15 protein-coding genes and 1 pseudogene are annotated in these 18,549 nt (G+C 69.3%); 5 read left to right on the top strand and 11 right to left on the bottom strand.

From position 1 onward, the window contains the following. The 4 genes from ABT288_RS44940 to ABT288_RS44925 all read right to left on the bottom strand — a co-directional run. The coding region (locus tag ABT288_RS44940) for a CATRA conflict system CASPASE/TPR repeat-associated protein (RefSeq protein WP_351621322.1) at nt 1–998 on the bottom strand (998 nt) is incomplete at its 3' end. A 13-nt stretch (nt 999–1,011) separates the two neighbouring features. Next, the gene (locus ABT288_RS44935; RefSeq protein WP_351621319.1) at nt 1,012–1,389 is read right to left on the bottom strand and encodes a CATRA system-associated protein; all 378 of its coding nucleotides are present in this window, start codon (nt 1,387–1,389) and stop codon (nt 1,012–1,014) included. Next, a complete protein-coding gene (locus ABT288_RS44930; RefSeq protein ID WP_351621316.1) occupies nt 1,386–1,973 on the bottom strand; it encodes a hypothetical protein in 588 nt (195 codons plus the stop codon). The genes ABT288_RS44935 and ABT288_RS44930 overlap by 4 nt, the downstream gene beginning before the upstream one ends. Nucleotides 1,974–2,276: 303 nt before the next feature. After that, nucleotides 2,277–4,211, bottom strand: coding sequence for a GTPase (locus ABT288_RS44925; RefSeq protein ID WP_351621313.1), 1,935 nt, complete (start codon nt 4,209–4,211; stop codon nt 2,277–2,279). 719 nt (nt 4,212–4,930) lie between these two features. Between ABT288_RS44925 and ABT288_RS44920 the strand changes: the two genes are divergently transcribed. Then, nucleotides 4,931–5,173 (top strand): DUF3761 domain-containing protein, encoded by a 243-nt coding sequence (locus ABT288_RS44920; protein ID WP_351621310.1) that lies wholly within the window; start codon nt 4,931–4,933, stop codon nt 5,171–5,173. Between the two features lie 688 nt (nt 5,174–5,861). Next, entirely contained in the window at nt 5,862–6,695 is an 834-nt protein-coding gene (locus tag ABT288_RS44915) for a PIG-L family deacetylase (protein WP_351621307.1), read from the top strand. 758 nt (nt 6,696–7,453) lie between these two features. Here ABT288_RS44915 and ABT288_RS44910 read toward each other — a convergent pair. The 3 genes from ABT288_RS44910 to ABT288_RS44900 form a co-directional block, all read right to left on the bottom strand. Beyond that, a complete protein-coding gene (locus ABT288_RS44910; RefSeq protein WP_055492756.1) occupies nt 7,454–7,657 on the bottom strand; it encodes a cold-shock protein in 204 nt (67 codons plus the stop codon). Between the two features lie 595 nt (nt 7,658–8,252). Then, complete coding sequence (locus ABT288_RS44905) at nt 8,253–9,299, bottom strand: glycosyl hydrolase family 18 protein (protein WP_351621304.1); 1,047 nt, start codon at nt 9,297–9,299, stop codon at nt 8,253–8,255. A gap of 127 nt (nt 9,300–9,426) precedes the next feature. Further along, nucleotides 9,427–10,005 carry a hypothetical protein gene (locus ABT288_RS44900; protein ID WP_351621301.1) on the bottom strand — a complete coding sequence of 193 codons (579 nt, stop codon included), beginning with the start codon at nt 10,003–10,005 and terminating at the stop codon, nt 9,427–9,429. 925 nt (nt 10,006–10,930) lie between these two features. Between ABT288_RS44900 and ABT288_RS44895 the strand changes: the two genes are divergently transcribed. Beyond that, entirely contained in the window at nt 10,931–11,122 is a 192-nt protein-coding gene (locus tag ABT288_RS44895; protein WP_351621298.1) for a hypothetical protein, read from the top strand. A gap of 173 nt (nt 11,123–11,295) precedes the next feature. Then, entirely contained in the window at nt 11,296–12,465 is a 1,170-nt protein-coding gene (locus tag ABT288_RS44890) for an alpha/beta hydrolase family protein (RefSeq protein WP_351621295.1), read from the top strand. Nucleotides 12,466–12,895: 430 nt separating this feature from the next. Here ABT288_RS44890 and ABT288_RS44885 read toward each other — a convergent pair whose 3' ends face one another. Further along, a complete protein-coding gene (locus ABT288_RS44885) occupies nt 12,896–13,564 on the bottom strand; it encodes an HAD family hydrolase (RefSeq protein ID WP_351621292.1) in 669 nt (222 codons plus the stop codon). A gap of 224 nt (nt 13,565–13,788) precedes the next feature. Here ABT288_RS44885 and ABT288_RS44880 point away from each other — a divergent pair, with 224 nt between their 5' ends. Further along, on the top strand, nt 13,789–14,073 hold the full coding sequence (locus tag ABT288_RS44880) for a hypothetical protein (RefSeq protein WP_351621289.1): 285 nt from the start codon (nt 13,789–13,791) through the stop codon (nt 14,071–14,073). A 16-nt stretch (nt 14,074–14,089) separates the two neighbouring features. On the opposite strand, the gene ABT288_RS44875 is transcribed toward ABT288_RS44880, so the two are convergent. From ABT288_RS44875 to ABT288_RS44865, 3 genes and pseudogenes are all read right to left on the bottom strand, one after another. Further along, nucleotides 14,090–17,386 (bottom strand): tetratricopeptide repeat protein, encoded by a 3,297-nt coding sequence (locus tag ABT288_RS44875; protein ID WP_351621286.1) that lies wholly within the window; start codon nt 17,384–17,386, stop codon nt 14,090–14,092. 290 nt (nt 17,387–17,676) lie between these two features. After that, a pseudogene (locus ABT288_RS44870) lies at nt 17,677–18,073 on the bottom strand (transposase); the annotation flags it as partial. Between the two features lie 4 nt (nt 18,074–18,077). After that, on the bottom strand, nt 18,078–18,392 hold the full coding sequence (locus tag ABT288_RS44865) for a hypothetical protein (RefSeq protein ID WP_351621283.1): 315 nt from the start codon (nt 18,390–18,392) through the stop codon (nt 18,078–18,080). Nucleotides 18,393–18,549 lie beyond the last annotated feature (157 nt).

The following is an 18,549-nucleotide window of genomic DNA, read 5'->3' as shown; positions in this document are numbered from 1 at the left end:
TCGCCGGCACCCGGCAGGAGCACGACCGCCCCGCCCGCCACGGCCGCGGCCAGATTGGCGCGGGCGATCCGTACCGTGCGGCTCATCACCCGCAGCCGGGCGGCGGCGGTGATCAGCCCGTCGGTGTCGGTGCGCAGGCCGACCAGCACGGCGCGGGTGTCGAGCGCCTCCCGCAGCGCGGTCCGGGGATTGCCTCGCAGCAGCCGGGAGGCGGTCCGCGCCCGGTCGGTGGCCTCCTCCACCCGGCGGCGCAGCTCGCGGTGCCGGCTCGCGTCGAACACCGCCGCCTGGTAGCGGAGTTTCGCCGCGTGCAGCAGGTACCGGGTCAGTGGGGCGAGCCGGTCGCGGCTGTGCCAGGCCCAGGCGTCCAGTTCCCGTTCCAGGGCGACGGGGGCGAGCACCACCAGACGGCGTCTCGGCGGTGCCGCAGCGGCGTCGGCGGCCGGATCGGCGTTCTGCGGTATCTCCCAGACGGCGAACCCCTGGCCGGTGGGCCGGCCGTCGTACTGCCACCGGCCCGGACGCGCTCCGGCCACCAGGTCCGGCAGCAGCGCGCCCACTCGGGCGAGGTCGTCCCCCGTGGACAGCGGGTGCGCGGTGATGCCGAGCAGCACCCGGGCCGCGCCCAGGCCTCCGGGCGCGGCTGCCGGGGGACGGGCGGTCTCCAGCAGCCGCCAGGAGGGCTCGCCGCCGGGGGTTCCGTCACCGTCCGGCGCGAGCAGGACGGCCGCGCCCAGCACGTCGTGGGTCTGGTACAGCAGCGCCTGCCGGATGCCGTCGCCCTCCTGTTGCCGGGCGGCCAGCACCCGGTAGCCGCCGGCGGGCCCGCCGGGCAGCGGCGCCATGTCGGTCGACGGCACGCCGGACACCGGCCGGTCCATGCCCGACCGTCCGCACTCGTCCCACGCTCCCCGCACCCCGGTGGCCGCCCGTTCCTCCAGGCCGCGTGGCCCGACGTGGAAGAACTCGTGGTCGAGCAGGGCCTGGCGCAGCACCACGGCGGTCAACGGTTCACCGTCCGTCCGTCTCCGCACCGCCGCCCGGCGACGCGACACCGGTCCCGCTGGGCTCGCCGGCCTCCGCCACGATGCAGGTCACCAGTTCGTTCAGCTCCTCCGGAAGCCCCACCGGCGGGGGCCGCAGGGGTTCGTCCTGGTGTCTGGTCACCACCATCCGGGGCCCGGCCAGTTCCAGCCGGCCCACCGCCGCCCGCAGGCCCCGCCGGTCCTCCCTGTGCCAGAGCCCGGCGATGTCCCGTACCGCGGCGCCGACCGCCTCCCACTGCGCCGGGGTGAGCCGCCACTCCGGCACCCGGCGCAGCGAGCGCACCACGCGCCAGGCGGTCTCGTATCCCTCCGGGCCGTCCCGTCCCGCTTCCCCCGGTGTCATCGGCCTCCCCCTTCCTCCTCCGGTCCTACCCGCCCGTCCCACGCCGTGTGCGCGCGTGCCGGGGCCCGCTCCAGCAGGGTGCTCAGATCGGCCGCTCCGGCCTCCAGTTCCTTCCCGCGCGCGTCGAGGACGTCCGTCATCGACCGCAGCGGCCGGGCCAGTTCCTCGAGACCGGTCCGGACCTCCGCGATCGCCGTGCTCCAGCCGAAGTCCGGGCGGTCCTCGTCGGCGCCGAGCACGCGGTCCACGATCGTGTCGGCTGTCTTGCCGAGCCTGCCGCGGAGTTCGCTGCGCCGCTCCGCCTCCCGGGCCTCCAGGCGGGCGCCCTGGATCTCACGGAAGACGAGGGTGCCGAGTTCGAGCACGGAAGGAAGCACCGCGTCGAAGATCTTCATCCGCTGGAGCGAGGCCCGCGCCTGCGCGACGTGCTTGGCGTCGGCGAACCCGACGCCGCTGCGGTAGTAGTAACGGAGCTTGCGCCGCTGGCCGGCGAGCCTCTCCACCTGTCCCAGTTCCGCCACGGCCCGGTCGAGCGACATGCCCAAGTTCTTCTCCAGGTGGCCCTGGTACAGGCTGCGGACCACCCAGCGGACCTGACCGCGCAGGTCGCGCAGGACGAGGTCGAGGCTGTGCTCTCCGGCACGGCCGTCCCGTCCTCCACCAGCAGGCGCTTGACCAGGCTCGACTTGCCGGAGTCGTAGGGGCCGTAGACGGTCACCCTCACGGCCGTGGTGTCCCTGAACTCGTCCCACAGGGCCGTGACCTCGTCCGTGACGCCCTTCCCGGCGACGGTGCGCACCGCGGCGCGGATCCGGTCGATCCACTCCCCGGTGCCGCTGGTTTCCCCCCGTTGACGGGCGGGGTCCCGCTCTCGGTCTCGGTCTCGCTCATCGCTCCCCCTCCGTGTGCTGCCGTGCCGAGTGGCCGACGGGCTCGTGGCCCAGGTGGGCGAGCGCGTCGGCGATCACTTCCCGGATGGTGCCGATCCTGTCCCGCAGCGCGTCCGTGGTCCGGGTGTACACGGCCGCGCGCTCGTCGGTCTCCTTGACGCGGGCGCTCAGTTCCTCGCAGTCGTCGTCGAGCCCGGACAGCAGGCCGGGCTCGTCCTCGGTTCCGTCCGTGATCACCTCGGCCCACCGGGCGCCGGACTCCCGCAGGGTCACCGACACCGCCAGCCGGCCCCGGGCCAGTTCCTGGTCCTCCTTCACATTGCGGACCAGGGTGTAGACGTCAACGACGCTGCCGGCCACCGACAGGACCATTCCCGTCCTCGCCATCAGCACCGCCCCGCGTGCGAGCGAGGCCGGCTCCAGGCTCCGGCCGAACCACGTCGCCACCCGGGCGATCACCGGGCCGTCGGCGGCCTTCCCGATCAGCGCCCCCACCCGGCCGAACCCCTGGGCTGCCTTCCTGCGGCGCTCGCGGCGCGGGTGGCCGTTCAGAAAGCGGAGGTCCCCCACGACCCCGGTCTCCGGGACCGTCCGGGCGAACGCCTTGGATCCCAGGCGGCGGCGGAAGGAGTGGGCGGTGCGCCGCCACCAGACCGTGATCTCGTCGGCCGACTCGGCCCACCACTGCTCGACGACCGCCTGCAGGCCCGGGTCCTCCGTCCATCGGTCGAGGCGCTCGGCGAGCGCCTTGCGCTCCTCCGGGTCGCCGTTGCGCCGTGCCCTCCCCAGTCCGCGGTCGAGGAACTCGACCACCCGGTCGGTGAGGCGCGCGGCCCGTACCTGCCGGATGGCAAGGCCTTCGATGCGGATCTCCGTCTGCTCGGCGAGCCGGAGGGCGGGCTCCTCGACGTGCACCCGGAGCCTGTCGTCCGCATTCCGGCAGGCACCGCCGATCTGGGACACCAGCGCGCCGAGCCGGAGACCGACCGCGTCCCGGCCGAGGGCCGTGGCGAGCAGGGATTCGAGGACCGGCAGGTTCGACCAGTCGAGGAGGACGTCGATGGAACCCGCCTCGGCCCGGTGCTTCGACAGGCTGTCGGCGTCGGGCCCCTGGTAGGGCAGGGAGGCGCGGGCGAACACCGCCCGCTTGGCGTTGAGAGCCACGACCGGGACGTCGTGCAGGCCGATACGGGCGAGTTCGTCTCGGATGTTCTCGGCGTGCTCGGCGACGGAGCGGGAGAGCCTGCGGCGGATCTCCTGCTGGGGCACCCGGGTGGGGAAGCGCCACATCGAGCTGCGGTTGTTGAGGAAGGCGACCACCGGCTTGCCGTAGTCGGCGACCCAGTCGGCCACCTTGGCGAACTCCCCCTCCTGCTGGCTCTGGCTGTCGAAGCAGAGGATCACCACATCCGCGGAGACCAGTGTCTCCCGGGCGGTCTCCTCCAGCTCCGAGCGCGACTTCGTCCGCCCCCAGCCGTTGGTGCCCGGGGTGTCGACGACGCGGCAGCCGCGCCACTGGCCCGGAGCGACGCCGGTGGTCCAGTCGGACGCGCCGTCAGGAGAGATCGAGCAGCCGAAACCCTGGGTCAGCGCCTCGGTCAGGCTGCTCTTGCCCGTACCGGTGCGGCCGAACAGGACGAGGTTGAACGTCCCGAGTTCGTCACCGAGCCGGCGCTTCGTCAGCTCCTCCAATTCGCGGACGACGGCCCGCACTACGTCGTCGGCGTACGCGCGGAGCCCATCGGCGCCGGGCGGGGACGACGCGCCGGAGGCGGGCGGCGCGGACCCGGCCGACCCGCCGGACAGGTCGTGCCCGACGCCCTGCATGAGCCCGCCGACGAGCCCGTTGATCTCGCGTCGCAGATCCGCCGCGACCGGACGGCTCCGTTCGATCGCCTCCGCGACAGCGCGTTCCAGATTTTCCGCCCCCACCAGAGCCTCCCCCGCTCTGTACCCGTCCGTTGGCCTGCCGAAGTCCGGGCAACGCGGGGCAATCGTGGCAGAAAAACGACCCTCTCAGTAGGCTTTTCCGACATATACGCCAGCTGCAGGACACGCCCGGGTTCTGAGGTTGCGCCTGGATTGGTCAGTGGCGGCGACACGGTTGCGCGTCGATGTCGTGGTCGTGATTCCCGGGCGCCAAGCGTGCCGTGCCGTGCCGCCCCCGCCCCGCCGGACTGCGTCCGGCGGCGGAGCAAGCGGGGTCCGCACTGCTCGCCCTGACGCTGATCGTGCTGGTAGGCAGCTTTCTGCCCGCCGTACGGCCGAGGCGCCCGGAGCGACGGCGCGATGCACGCCTCCTGGCCTTCGGCATCCTCCGCCCCCTCGGACGGCGGAGGTGAGCATGACCAGGACCAGTGCGCGCGGTCCACTGCCAACGTGGTTTTCGCCGACCATGACCACCTCGTCAGGGCCGTTCGCAGCGGCATGCCCCGCATCCACGTCAGCCATACCTCATCGAGGGAGGCCTCGCCCAGACCGGGCCGTCAACCACCCCGGCGACTGAACGGAGAAGTCAGTAACAACCGGCCGGCCGCCGGGTCCGACAATCCAAAACGTTACGTAGACGGTTGAAACCCGGATAGAGTCCCGCTGCACTTGCTCGACTCCAAAGGGGGGTTCCTTTGCGCGCTCGTCTTGCCGTCCCAGCCGTGGCTGTCGCCCTGGCCGGTGTCTTCTTCAGCGCACCGGCCGCGTTCGCGGCGACCTTGCCGTCGACCAACACCGCTCACCACTGCATCCAGCACACCACCGGCGTGTGCGGCTGGACGCACCACCAAAAGCCCAAGGACAAGTACGAGACCGCCAAGTGCGTGGACGCCTCACTGTCCTACTCGCGGCACTCGCAGGGCACCTGCTCCCACCACCACGGCGTCCGCTACTGGTTCAAGTAGCCCGCCACACACCGCAGGTCGCCTCCTCCGCACCAGGAGGAGGCGACCTGCGCGCTGTCGAGGCGGCCTATGAGCCGGCGCCGTCCTCCCTCAGGTCAGTGGCGGTCGCCGCGACGAGGGTCACGGTCCCTCCGGGATGGTCGAAGGGCATGTGAACCGGCTGAAAATGCTCAAGCGAGCCGTGCACGGCAGGGCCTCGTTCGAACAGCTCCGACCGCATGCTTGCCCAGCTATGACTCACCCAGTTATGAGAGTCACGTATATCGCCAGCGGCCCTCTAGGCTTCGCCCGTGCGCTATCTGGCAGAGACCCTTCGCCCTCGGGGCCCTCAGACGACGCACGGCCGCCAGGAGCCGGGCCAGGTCGTCCGCCCCTCTGCGGGGACCTGAGTGGTGTCGGTCATGCGTGGATTCTTGCGGTCACCGCTGAACATCGGCGCCTGGGTTCCCACAGTCGCAAGTCCGGACGCGAAATGCACCGGAACGAGCACCAAGGCCCAGGGGTGTTCCCGTGCGCGGCGGGAACAGCCGGTAGGGCCGGCACTGTTGCACTGGCGAGGGACCGGCGCCGCGCGGGGCGGGAAACAGGAGACCAAAAAGCCGTCCGCCCGCACGCTGTCCGGGACCCCGGGTCCGTGGTACGCCCGCCGCGGACTCGGATCGAGGTTTTCACACAGGAGGACTGTTTCATGAATGACTGGCCCTTGACGCTCATGGCGGTGCACGCCCACCCCGACGATGAGGCCACCGGAACGGGAGGTGTCCTCGCGCGGTACGCGGCGGAGGGCATCCGCACGGTGCTCGTGACATGTACAGACGGCAGTTGCGGTGACGGACCGGGGGGTGTCAAGCCGGGCGATCCCGGGCACGATCCGGCGGCCGTCGCCTTGATGCGGCGTCAAGAACTCGAGGCGAGCTGTGACGTCCTGAAGGTCAGTCATCTGGAGATGCTGGGTTACGCCGACTCCGGGATGATGGGCTGGCCGGCCAACGACGCCCCCGGATCCTTCTGGAAGACCCCCGTCGAGGAGGGCGCTGCCCGCCTGGCGGAACTCTTGCGGCGCTACCAACCCGATGTGGTCGTGACCTACGACGAGAACGGCTTCTACGGCCACCCCGACCACATCCAGGCCAACCGCATCACGATGGCGGCGCTGACGATGACCGCGCTGACACCGAAGGTGTACTGGACGACGGCGCCCCGCTCGATGATGCAGCGATTCGGGGAGACCATGCGGGAGTTCGGTGGGGACTGGCAGGAGCCGGATCCCGCTGAGGCCGCCGCGATGGCCGAGATCGGACTTCCAGATGAGGAGATCACCACCTGGGTGGACACCGCCGCGTTCGGCGCTCAGAAGTTCGATGCGCTGGCCGCGCACGCCAGCCAGGGCGAGAACATCTTCTTCCTCAAAATGGGCCAGAAGAGGTTCACCGAGTTGATGGGCGTGGAGACCTTCGTACGTGTCCAGGACACCACCGGCGCGGCCGTACCCGAGAACGACCTCTTCGCCGGACTGCGCTGATCCGCGCGCCTACCCAGGGCATGCGACTTGCGCTCCCACGCTGCGACCTCGGCGAAGCCGCGTTCGTCGTCTGCCTGGCCCTCGCGGTCGCGGTCGCGGTTCTGCTGCAACCGGGCGTCCTCGAGCGCGGCCGCGGAGGCGGTGGCGGTCACGCCGGTGGCGCGCCGCCGGACGCGCGGCGGCTGGCGAGACAGCGGCGTCCCGGACCGCCGCGCGTGAGCGCCGTGGCGGCTCGGCGAAGATCAGTCATGACTTCAAGGTGAGCCCGCACACCATGAAGGTCGGCGCGCGCGTCCACCCACGTAAAGAGGTGCGTCTCGAACGACGACGGCCTCTTTGCGAAGTTCTGTGTCCAGCAGCGAGAGGCCACCGGATGCCGGCGCACGGTGAAGTGCGCTCGCGGTGCGGTGTTCCACGGCGGCGTGGTCGCCACGTCGGTGCGGGCGAAGCACCGTGGCACGCTGCGGTTCCGCAGGGCGCTCCACGCGACGGACCGGGAACTCGAACAAGCTCCACCTGCAGATGATCTCGCCCGCCGAGACGGTCAGGGTGCGCTGACCGCGAAGCCGCGTCAGAGGCTACCGGGGCCGAGCAGAGGCCCCGGTGGTCTCGAGCACGCTCTCGGCGGGACAGCAAGAAAGTAGCCGGCCCGTACGGAGCGACGCCCCACCGTCCGGATCACGCAGGTCTGGAGGCGGGGCGGCGGCCGACACATACCCCGCCGGTGGACGCACCGGCCGGGGCTTCTTCGTGCGTCGTCAGGCGGGCCGGATGTGCTCCGCCTGGGGGCCCTTCTGGCCCTGCGTGATGTCGAACGTCACCTTCTGGCCTTCCTGCAGCTCCCGGAAACCCTGGGCGTCGATGTTCGAGTAGTGGGCGAAGACGTCCGGGCCACCACCGTCCTGCTCGATGAAGCCGAAGCCCTTTTCCGCGTTGAACCACTTCACAGTGCCTGTAGCCATGTGCCTGTCTCCTTCGAGAGGACTCGTATCGGGCCCCGCACCGTGCGGGATCCGGAGGTGATCGCCCTGGTCCGGAGAGGCGTTGAACAGCAGAAACGCCCGTGACTGCGATCACGGGCGAACGGCACTTCGGAACCACGACTGCTGATCACGACGCTACACCGGCTGGTGAGACTCGGCTACTGCAACACGGAGTTGACCTTGCGGGCTGCGTTCGTCACCACTCACATCCCGAGGTCGGCGACGTCAGGAGCACACGCGCCGCTGCCCTCGGGGTGCCCGACATACGAGGCCGCCGGTGGTGCGCAGCCGCCCGTGGTCGGATACTCAGGTTGAACTCGTGGAGACCCCCCAGGCCGTGACGGTTCTTGATCATCGCGGTACGACGTGGTCATGCGGTCCACGCGTGGGGGGGCGGACGGACGCCCAGGGAGCAGGAGAAGCGGGAGCGGGTGCGCCTACCCGCTCAGCGAGGCCGCCTCCGGCATCCGCGCCCATGGCAATTTTCGCGCCAGTTCGGGGTGGATGCCTGAGCCGGTGCAATGCGCCGGCTCAGGAGGTCTCGGAAGACCTTCTCCTCCTTGTTCAGCCGGTGTCAGTGTGCTGTGCGTGGTGTCCGTGCGCCCACATTGGGTCCCTGGGCGGTGCTGATCTGGTTGAAGGTGTTGGAGTAGGCGTAGCCGGTGGGCTTGTCGTATCCGTCGACTTCCCAGAAGGACAGTTCCTGGACTCCGTTGGAGGCGGCGAAGTTCTCCAGCGCAACCGCGTCGGACTGGGAGAAGATTTCGTCGTCGTCGTTCTTGCCGGCGATCGGCGTCAGGCCCATCATCTGGTACGCCTGTGAGTTGGAAACGCCGTAGATATTGGCGAGTTGCTGGGCGGTTGCCTGTGCGGCCGATTCGGCGTCGGCGAGCGCGTTGTGCCCGTCGCCGAAGTCCATGGTCATGAGGTTGACGGTGCTGACGTTGACCCCGTTGTTCTTGGCGTCCTGGAGGAGTTGGGTCTGTGCGGAGGGCAGGCCGTCGGGGGCGACCGCGAGCGTGTAGTCCACCTGGACCGAGGGGTTTTGTGCCTGAAGCGCGGCGAGCGCCTGGTTGCGGCGGGTGTTGGCTGCGGTGTCGTCGAGGGTCGCGCCTTCGATGTCGAAGTCGAGCCGGGTGACGCCATACGTGTTGACGATGTTGGCGTAGGCGGCGGTTAGGTCGGAGACGGAGGTGCAGGTCTGGGCGAGTTCGCCGCCGGCGGCTCCGCCGAAGGAGATGATGACGTCTCCGCCGTTGGCCTTGAGTGCGTTGATTTCCGAACTGAAGGCGCCGACGGGGTCACCGTTGAATTCCCATTTGGCCGTGCAGCCATCCTGGGGGATGAGGAAAGCCAGCGTGTAATGCCTCAGACCGGTGGTGGCCATGTCGTCGGCCATGTCACCGGCGGTGCCGGGGCCGATCTGGAGGTAGGGGGCCGCGAAGTGCGCGGGCCACGCCGGCGTCGCCGCCGTGGCATTGGCCGGCTGTTCGTTCGCGACCAGCATGGCGGTGGCGGTGAGTGGCAGAAGCGCGGCAAGAGCGGGTCTGGGGATGCGAGTGTTCATGGTTGCCTTGTCGGACTGGGATTCGAAAGGAATGGGACCGCCCTCCACGGGCATGACTTGAGCCTGGGGCGGCGTGCTCCGGCACGGTGTGCCTGACCTGGTGTGCGGATGCGAGGGCGTGTGCGTTCGTCGGCTGCCGACGGCGACCGGACGCCGACGAGCCAGGCCGCTCAGGGACGGCTCAGTGGTGGACGACCGTGCACAGTCCGTTGGAGAACATCGGGGTGGTGTCGACCGGCAGGCCGGGATCAGGGTTGACGATGATGCCGGAGTCCTGGGTGACCGAACCTTCGCAATTGCCGAGAGCGGGCTCCGGCTGCGTGCTGGCGGGGCCCATCCACAGGTCGACGTGGTACACGCCGTTGTGCCAGTCCGAACTGCACTCCGCACAACCGTCCTCCATGATGAAGTACTTCTGGAGGTACGGGACGTAGATGCGAGTACCGGGGGCGAATTCGCCGGGGTCGGTGGCGAAGGTGGCGGGGTGGTCGTAGGTGCCCAGGTCTTCGGTCGCCTCGTTGTGTATCTGGGGGTAGGCGATCTGCGCAGTACCGTAGTGGCCATTGCCGTCGTCGTTGTCGTTGTAGCCGTAGGACGTCACGTGGACGTTGATGTTCTGGCTGTCCGACGGCCGGCTTCCATGGTTGCCCGAACGCTGGGAAGGGGTGGAGGCGGTGTGTGCCGAGGCAACAGGGGCAGCGAGGGCTGTGGCGAGTGTCGCCGCGGTGACGGCGATTGATAACTTCAGGTGTGAGCGCATGGTGTCTTCCTCTCGGATGGGGAATGCGGACGTCAGTGGGCGGACCGCTCCGGTGTGCGGCCAAGCAGGGCACCCAGAAACCGGAGCACGCGCTGAGACATTCGGGGTCCACCACAAGGTGCTCCCCGAGAGCGCTGACGGCACCGGCGGACAGGTCTATACGGCGGCGTGCCGAACCTGTGCACGGACCGCGGCCCTTGGTCATCACGGTCACTGTGCGTCTGTACGTGACCGCAGCCGTCAGGAGTTCGCCGGGCGGCTCCGGCTACGGGCTTCTTTGTCGTCCGTGCCTTATCGGCATGCGAGTCCTCTCGGCGGATCGGTCATGGTGACACGGGTCGCTTTTGGAAACCCGCCGCACTGTTGTACAACGTGTTACTTTCGGTAACGCGATTGATTCGCAAAGAAGTTGGGGTTCTAAGGCTCCGTTACACACCGCTTAAGGCACGGATAACCGACGGTTTCAGCCTGAGGTTCTGCGGCGGTGGAGGCAGGATCAGGGGCTGGCCGCGGACGTAACCGGCACGGCTGGTGTGCGTTGCACCCCGCGTGGTCGCACTGCTCGATCCCGCATTCGGTATGCCAGAACTGTACGGGCCGCGCCTGCCGCTGTTCACGCTTTCGGAGGCGCACCCAGACCGCCCACTTCGCCGCCGAACTCGCAGCCCGCGTTCCCTCTCGCGACGCCTGGTGCCGTGCCGCACAGGTTCGCCGAGTCTGCGGTCTTGGCGGTTGGATGCCCGACTGGCTGAGGTGTGCTGGTCGACAGGAGTCCATCGCTTGTCGACCTTTCTCGAAGCAGATCACAGACTGGCGGCACACTAGGAACGCGCTGGGACAACACCGTCACCGTCCGCTCCACCCGCAACGCGCGCATGTACGAACCGGGTGTCCTCATCCACCGCGTCTCCCGACACCGCTGCTCGTGATCGTCGGTGAGCAGGACACCGTCACCCTCACCGACACCGGGCTCGCCGCCTACGACCGGGCGCTGGAACCGAAGCAGCTGGTGATGCTTCCCGGCGGCCACTTCGCCCCGTACACCACCCAGTTCGCCCGGGCCTCGGCTGCGGCCACCGCCGTCTTCCGTAGCCACCCGACACCAAGGGGAGAGTAGTCCGCCGTGACCACCCGCAGCTTCGCGGTGTGCCGGATGAAGGCTTTTCATGCCACTCGGCCATGGCGCGATCACGAACGTCTTCCGAACCCGTTGGCTATCCTCGCTGTTTCGGTTGCTTTGAGCGTGACGGAACGCTGCAGTTGCGTTCCATAGATGGAAAGGAGTCGATGATGAAATTCCTCTATGACGACGAGTCCTTCTCCTTCGAGGCACTGCGTGCCGCGGGCTATGCCGCCTATGGCGGCGCCGACCTAGGCGAGGTCCTCGTCACCTGCCGGCAGATCCCAGAGGGAGACGAGGAGGCCTGGTCGTCCCAGTGGGCCGCGACGGCGGCGCGCATCGAGCGCATCGGCCGGGACGCGCTGGCCGCTGGTCACCGAGTCAGTGCCCGAGAGGCGCTGCTGCGCGCGTCCAACTACTACCGGACCGCCGACTTCTACCGCCGCGAGGATCCCGCCGCCGACGCCGAGTCGGCGCGGCTCGCCAAGGCCTCGCAGCAGACGTTCGCCGACGCGGCCGCCCTGCTCGACACCCCGGCCCGCGCCCTGCGCATCCCGTACGAGGACACCACGCTTCCCGGCTATCTGTTCCTCGCCGACGATTCGGGCACCCCGCGCCCGACCGTGCTCTTCCACGGCGGGTACGACTCCACCCTCGAGGAGGACTACTTTGCGCTGGCCGCAGGCGCGCTGCGGCGCGGCTACAACGTCATCGCGTTCGACGGTCCCGGCCAGGGCAGCACCGTCCGCGAGCAGGGCCTGCACTTCCGGCCGGACTGGGAGGCCGTGGTCACCCCGGCCGTCGATTTCGCGCTCACGCTGCCCGAGGTGGACGCCGAGCGACTCGTGCTGATCGGCATGAGCCTCGGCGGCTATCTCGCTGCGAGGGCGGCCGCCATCGAGCACCGCCTCGCCGCATGCGTGCTGTACGACGGCGTCTACGACTTCCACGAAGTCATCGCCGCAACCGCAGCCCGTGCCGCTTCTGTCCCCGGCGGCATGGAAGCGCTGATGGCGCAGGACACCATGGTGCGATGGGTGGTGCGCAACGGCCGGTGGACCTTCGGAGTGTCCGACATCGACGAGCTGGTCAAGGCAACCGAGGCGTACACCATGGCGGGTATCGCCGACCGCATCACCTGCCCGACACTCGTACTCGAAGCCGAGAACGACCAGTTCTTCAAGGGGCAGCCGCAGCGTCTGTTCGGCGAGTTGACCTGCCAGAAGGAGCTGATCTGCTTCCGTGAGGACGAAGGCGCAGGCGAGCATTGCCACGAGGGTGCGATGTTCCTGTTCCACCAGCGCACGTTCGACTGGCTCGACACCCTGCTGCTCGGCTGACCGGGCAGCTGGCCTGCAGGTCGTGTCGAGGGTATGGGGACGATCTCTCCCGGTGTCCTCCTCCCCGCCCCCGGCAGTGTACGGACCGGACCAGCGGGCGCCATCGGAAAGTCCGAGTGTCCGTCCAGCCGCCCGCAGAGATGTTCGGCCGGTGTGAGGTCTTCGGGGAACAGAGCATGTCCGTCTTGTTCCGCGCCGGCCCACGTACCCCTCCAGCAGCCGACGACTGTCGCTGAAGCTGTACGTCGTATCGGTGAGGGACAAAGCCTCCCCCAGCGGCCGAGCTCCCGTCGGCGACTTCGAGACAGATCCGCTTGAGGCGGGGCGGCATCGGATGCCCCCACGGCGGCCTCGAGGTCGGTCACTGCCTCAGGTGGCGCAGGCGGCGGCAGCTCGCCGGCCGCATCCTGCTCTCGGGTCCAGGCACTCGTCAGCAGGACTTGACGGTGGCTTCTGCTCCGAGCAGGTCGGGTAGTTCATGCATGGCGTGGAAAAGGGTGGTCCCTGGGCCGGCTAGTTGTTCGGCGGAGTTCACCCCGCCGGTGAAGCCGAAGGTGCGCATGCCGGCGGCGCGGGCGGCACGAAGCCCGAAGGGGCTGTCTTCAATGACCACGCAGTGCTCGGGGGCGGCGCCCATCTGGGCTGCTGCCCAGAGGTGGAGGTCGGGTGCGGGTTTGGGACGCGCCACGTCGTCCGCGCTGAAGAGTCGCCCGGTGAACAGGTGCAGGAGACCGGCGCGGCGCAGGGACCGGGTCATTTTGCGGTGACTGCCGTTGGAGGCGACGCAGTAGGGGGTGGTGAGCTGCTCGATGACGTCCTTGACGCCGTCGACAGCGGTGAGTTCCGCCTCCACCAGGGCCCAGTAGGCCTCCTCGAACGGGACCTGCCAGTCGTCCGGCAGTCGGCGACCGAGGTGCTGCTCGATCTGTTCGCGCATGTACTGCCTGGAGTGGCCGACGAAGCGCTGCGCGATGTCCTGTGGGGTCAGGGCCCAGCCGAGTTGTGTGATCAGTGCGGAGTCGACGCGTACCGCGAGGCGTTCGCTGTCGACCAGGACGCCGTCGCAGTCGAAGATGACGAGTTCTATCGAGGGGCTCATGAAATGCCGCTCCATGGAGGTGAGTTGGCCAATATCGTTGCCTTCGGCGACACCGGAGGGGTCGCGGTGCGGAGTGCGGAGGAACAATGGGCACCTGGTCGGTTGAGGTAGCGGTCTCCTCGCTGGTGGTTTCGGATGAGTCGGTTCAGGCGGCTCGCGGGGCCTTGAAGGACATCCGGGGGGACCTGGCGGGCCTTCCGGCCGTGTCCGGCGGGGTGGATCGGGTGGCGGACGCGTCCGTGCCCGGCCGCCAGGGCGGTGACTTGCTCCGGTTCGCGCTGGAGATGGCCCCCGGGGCGCTGGACGCCGTACTCATGGTCATCCGGGCGCGGCGGGAGGCGCGCTCCAGTGGCGCCTCGGTCCCCCTGGAGACCTCCGTGCGTGTCACCGGTCCCGACGGTGTGGTGCGCGAGACGGTACTGAGGGGCGACGCCGATGACGTGGTGCGCGCCCTGCGCGAACTGCAGGATGTGCAGGGCGACGACGATGCGGCGGCAGGAGAGGAGTGACGCGAGGGACTGCGGTTCACGCGCCTGCCTGCTGCTCCAGGGCGGCGATCTCCTCGGCGGTGCGCAGGGTGTTCGGGTGCTCGGGCCCGATGGCGTCTTGCTGGTCGCGCAGCAGGTGGCGCAGGTTGTCGAGGGCGCCTGCCGCGTCTCCTTGCGCGGCTTGCCATTTTGCCTGGTTGAAGCGGGTGCGCAGGGTGTCCTGGTGATGGGGGCCGAGGACGGATTCCTGCAGCGGGAGGAGTTCGTCGGCGAGCTGGCGGGCACGGGCGAAGTCGCCGGCCGCCCCGGTGAAGTCGATGATGTTGTTGACGGTGCGCATCGTGTCGGGGTGGGAGGCGCCGAGGCTGCGGGTGCGGCGTTCGCGTGTTTCCTCGAGGATGTGGATGGCTTCGTCGTAGCGGCCCATGACACCGGTCCACCGGCCGAGGTTGTTCAGCGTGCGCAGGGTATCGGGGTGGTCGGGGCCCAGGACGCGGATGCGGGCGGGCATGAGGTCAGTGAGGATACGGATGGCTTCGGCCGGGTCCCCGTTGACACCGCTCCACAGGCCGACGCCGTGCTGGGTGCGCAAGGTGTCCGGGTGGTCCTCGCCGAGTGCTTCGATCTGCTGGGGTACCAGGTCGCGTAGGAGCGCGAGGGTCTGTCCGGGCCGTCCGGCTTCCCCGTTCCAGTAGGCGATGCTGTAGCGGGTGCGCAGGGTCTCGCGGTGCAGGGGACCGAGCTGGCGGGTCTGCAGGGGCAGGAGCGCGCTGAACTCCTCTACCGCTTGGGCAGCGTAGCCGGATTCCCCGGTCCACCGGGCCAGGCTGTTGCGGCACGCGAGCGTCTCGGAGTGCTCTTCGCCCAGGTACTGGCGGCATTCCTGCAGGACTTCGCGGATCTGGTCCATCGCCGCCCGGGGGGACCCGGCCAGCCCGGTCCAACTTCCGAGCGCGTGCCGGGCCTCCAGCGTGAGTTCGCTGTGCGGGCCCTGGGCCGTGCGGATGCGCGGCACCAGATCTTGGAGGAGGTCGCGGGCTTCCGAGGCGTGGCCGGAGACGCCCCGGGTGAGTGCCGCGTCCAGTTCCACACGCAAGGACAGGGTGTCGTCGGTGCCCAGGATGTGCGTGACGTCGGGCAGGAGCTGGCTGTAGAGCTCGGTGGCGGATGCGAACAGGCCACAGCGACTGGTCCAGGAGGCGAGTTCGCGCCGGGCTCGCAGGCTGCGCAGGTCCGCGGGGCCCAAGGTGTGGGTGATGGTGCGGGTCCAGCGCTCCCAGCGGAGTCTGTTCTCGCCGGCGAGTGCTGCGGGACGGCCGATCAGCACGTCGAGGGCGCCGTCGGGGTCTCCTGCCTCCCACCGGTGGGTGGCTTCGCTGCGCTCCGCGTAGGCGCGCACCGGATCGTCGCCGCTGTTCCTGCCATCGGCCATGGGAGCGAGCTTAGCCAGGGCATCGGCGATTGCCGAGTGGGTGCGGACGGCGCTCGGAAGCGTCAGAGTCTGCGAGCGTTGCAGGTGGTCGATGAAGGTGGGGTGGATGGCGGTGAGCTGCTCGCGGTCGGTGCCGGGTTCGACGCGCTCCACCAAGTGGTGCAGGGCGACCAGAGCCGTGCGCACGCCGGCGACGGTCGAAGGGCCTTCCAGGCTTTCGGATGCGGCGCGCAGCACTGCCAGGGGCACCAGGACGCTCTCGCCGCCGTAGGCCAGCACGGCCAGGATCGCGGCCAGGTTCCTGTCAGTGTTCTCGCGCTGCTCGCGGCCGTACTCGCCGAGGGCCCGGGTGAGGAGCCGGTCGTAGAGGTCCTCGCGCGTGGTGGGCAGGCCCGTGTCCCGGTCGGTGTCGCGTTCGGAGCGGCCGCTGAGCTCGTTGCACAGCAAGGTGACGATCAGCCAGTTGCCCTCCGCGATCCGCACGATGCCGGGGACGTGCTCGGCCGGGACGTTCCTGCGCTCCACATACCGGCGGACCTGTTGCACGGTGGACGGTGGCACCGCGACGCACTCGAAGCCGACCGGAACGATGGCCGGGTAGCCGTACTCGGGCCGGTGACGGACCGATACCACGGTGCTCACGTGGCCATAGCGGTCCGCGTCGCCGAGTTCGGAGATACATTCCGTCACGGCCGTCTCGGCCTCGGCGGGAAGCTGGTCCAGCGCGTCGATGACCAGGAGGACCTCGACATCGCCCGGCAGATGCCGCAGCGGCCCGGTCAGCCAGCGCTCGGTCGCCGGTAGCGCTTCCACCTCCTCCTGCGGCATGGTCCGCAGGAAGGCTTCCTCCGCTTCGGCGAAGGCGTCGCGGGCCGACATGTACAGCTGATCGTTGATCTGCCTGGCGAACTCCTCCGGCGTGGTGTCGGCTGCGATGGGAAAGAACGCCACCGCCTGGCCGGGTAGCGACAGATCCCGGTTCGGGCCCGCCCGGCCCGGGTCGATGCGGTCGATCGCCGTCATCTGCAGCGTGGCGCTCTTCCCGGAGCCGCTCGGCCCCAGCACTGCCACCCTCCGGTGCTCTCGCACGGACTGCGCCACCGGGTCATGGCCTTCGGGGCGCTGATAGCGACGGTGTATCTCGTGCAGTCCGCCTTGCCGGCGGGTGACCCGGGCGACCAGATCTTCCACCAGGCCCTTGCGGCTCGCGCGGTTCGCGCTGATCCACAGACCTGCGTCGTCGCTCTCGTCGTGGATGAAATGGTGCGGGAACTGGTCCTGCCACCGCGGGATGTGGCGCTGGAAGTCCGAGGGCCTCAGGTACCGGCCGGCGTCGTCGATGCCGGCCTCCAGGTGCTCGCCGACCACCCGGCTGAAGCGCGCCTGCCAGCCCGACTCGTAGCTCGTGGCGGTGGACACCGAGATCCGCTTCATCGGCATCGACCACCGTCGCTCGCCGGCCAGCCGCCCCGATTCGCACGTGTCGATGATCAGGATCACCCCGTCCGAGCCGGGGAACTCGCCGTGGAGGGTACGCAGACGCGCCCCCAGCGGGTATCCGCGGGCCGGCAGCGCATCCAAACTGACAGGGTGATCGGCCGGGATGAAGTGGTACAGGTCGTCGTCGAAGTCGGAGGAACCATGACCGATCAGGTACAGCACCAGTGTGGACCCCGTGCTGGACGCGTTCTCGAAGGCTTCCTGGATCCGCTCCTCCAGGACCTTCTTCGGCGGATCCCGCAGCACCCGCAGCCCCGCAACCGCGGGTTCGCACGCCCCCAGGACCGGGTCGTACAGGGCAGCCGCGATAACCTCCGCGGCCTCGTGCATGTACGCCTGATCGTCTTGGTAGGCGAGCCAGCGCGCGCTGACCACCAGCCCCAAACGCCCCGACTGACCCACGGCGCCCCCTAGGCAGCGACGACCCGAACCGCAGCGACAGCAAACGACTGTAACGGACAGGGCAGATGGGTGTACTTCGTTCGATCGGACGGGCCGTGAACCCCGCCCCACCACGGATGTCGTGTGACAGCGTGACACTGCGGATGCCGACACATCATCCGTGCAGGGGGCAGCCTTGAGGGCCGATGTCTGGCCGGGTCGCTGCTCGTTGCGGGATCTTCAGGGGGGCAGGGCCGGGCGGCATCTTGACCCCTCGTGCTGCTGCGTCTGGCCCACCTCGCCATGACCAACGCCCCCGCGCTCGCAGGGTTCGTCCCGGCCCGTTTCCCTCTTTTGCGGGCTCCGGCGGCCTGCTGGTGGGCCCGGTTGATCGTGGAGTCCACCGACACCGTCCACTCCACGGCGCCGACCGCGTCATCTCGAGCCTGGACATGCTCCAGCAGACTCGCCAAGGTTCCGTCCGCCTGCCAGCAGGCGAACTCCCAGCGGGCGAACCGCTCATACACGGTCCACCAGGGACCCCAGCGCTCGGGAAGATCACGCCAGGGAACCCCGGTCCGCAACCGCCACAGCACCTGGTTCACCCCCTGCCGGTGACCCCGCCACGGCCGCGGCCCCGCCCATTTGCGGTATGAACGGAGCCATCCGCTCCCACGCCGCATCCGCCAACTCCCCGCGACCCACCACGAGATCAATGGTCGCGGTCTCCAACACCGGGCTCGCAGGCAGGGTCCGTCACGAACAGACTCAGCCGATAAGTGGTCGGCTGCACCAGACGGCCGCACAGCGTGTCGACCCTGAGCACCGATCCGTCGATCCGTATCTCCCCAGCGCGCAGACGGCGCACATAAGCCCGCCACTCCGCCTCGTCCTGGGTCTCGAAGATCACTTTCCACAGCCCCGCGCCCACCGCGTCGCACGCGGCAAGCTGCCGCCTCGCGACCTCTTGCTGCCGCTTCTTTTTCCGCTGTCCTGGCACCGGCCCAGAATCGCTGGCCGATGCCATCGCAGCAAGTCAAACAGCACCAGACACAAGAGACCCGCTCAGTGATCATTTGTCAGGCAGGCCCCTAGGGCCTGTGTGATGTTGTGATCAGGTAGTTGCCTTCAGGAGGTCGTTGATCCAGATCATCGAGGCACGGAGGTGGAGGCCGGCGAGGTAG

Origin of the sequence: Streptomyces sp. NPDC001093 (assembly GCF_040298985.1) — a bacterium.
Taxonomy (GTDB): Bacteria; Actinomycetota; Actinomycetes; order Streptomycetales; family Streptomycetaceae; genus Streptomyces.
This window is presented reverse-complemented; position numbering and strand designations above follow the sequence as displayed.

Coding starts and splice junctions, on each gene's coding strand:
- ABT288_RS44935 (WP_351621319.1), bottom strand. CDS start 1,389: ATGACACCGGGGGAAGCGGGACGGGACGGCCCGGAGGGATACGAGACC.
- ABT288_RS44915 (WP_351621307.1), top strand. CDS start 5,862: ATGAATGACTGGCCCTTGACGCTCATGGCGGTGCACGCCCACCCCGAC.
- ABT288_RS44910 (WP_055492756.1), bottom strand. CDS start 7,657: ATGGCTACAGGCACTGTGAAGTGGTTCAACGCGGAAAAGGGCTTCGGC.
- ABT288_RS44905 (WP_351621304.1), bottom strand. CDS start 9,299: ATGCCCGTGGAGGGCGGTCCCATTCCTTTCGAATCCCAGTCCGACAAG.
- ABT288_RS44900 (WP_351621301.1), bottom strand. CDS start 10,005: ATGCGCTCACACCTGAAGTTATCAATCGCCGTCACCGCGGCGACACTC.
- ABT288_RS44890 (WP_351621295.1), top strand. CDS start 11,296: ATGAAATTCCTCTATGACGACGAGTCCTTCTCCTTCGAGGCACTGCGT.
- ABT288_RS44885 (WP_351621292.1), bottom strand. CDS start 13,564: ATGAGCCCCTCGATAGAACTCGTCATCTTCGACTGCGACGGCGTCCTG.
- ABT288_RS44865 (WP_351621283.1), bottom strand. CDS start 18,392: ATGGCATCGGCCAGCGATTCTGGGCCGGTGCCAGGACAGCGGAAAAAG.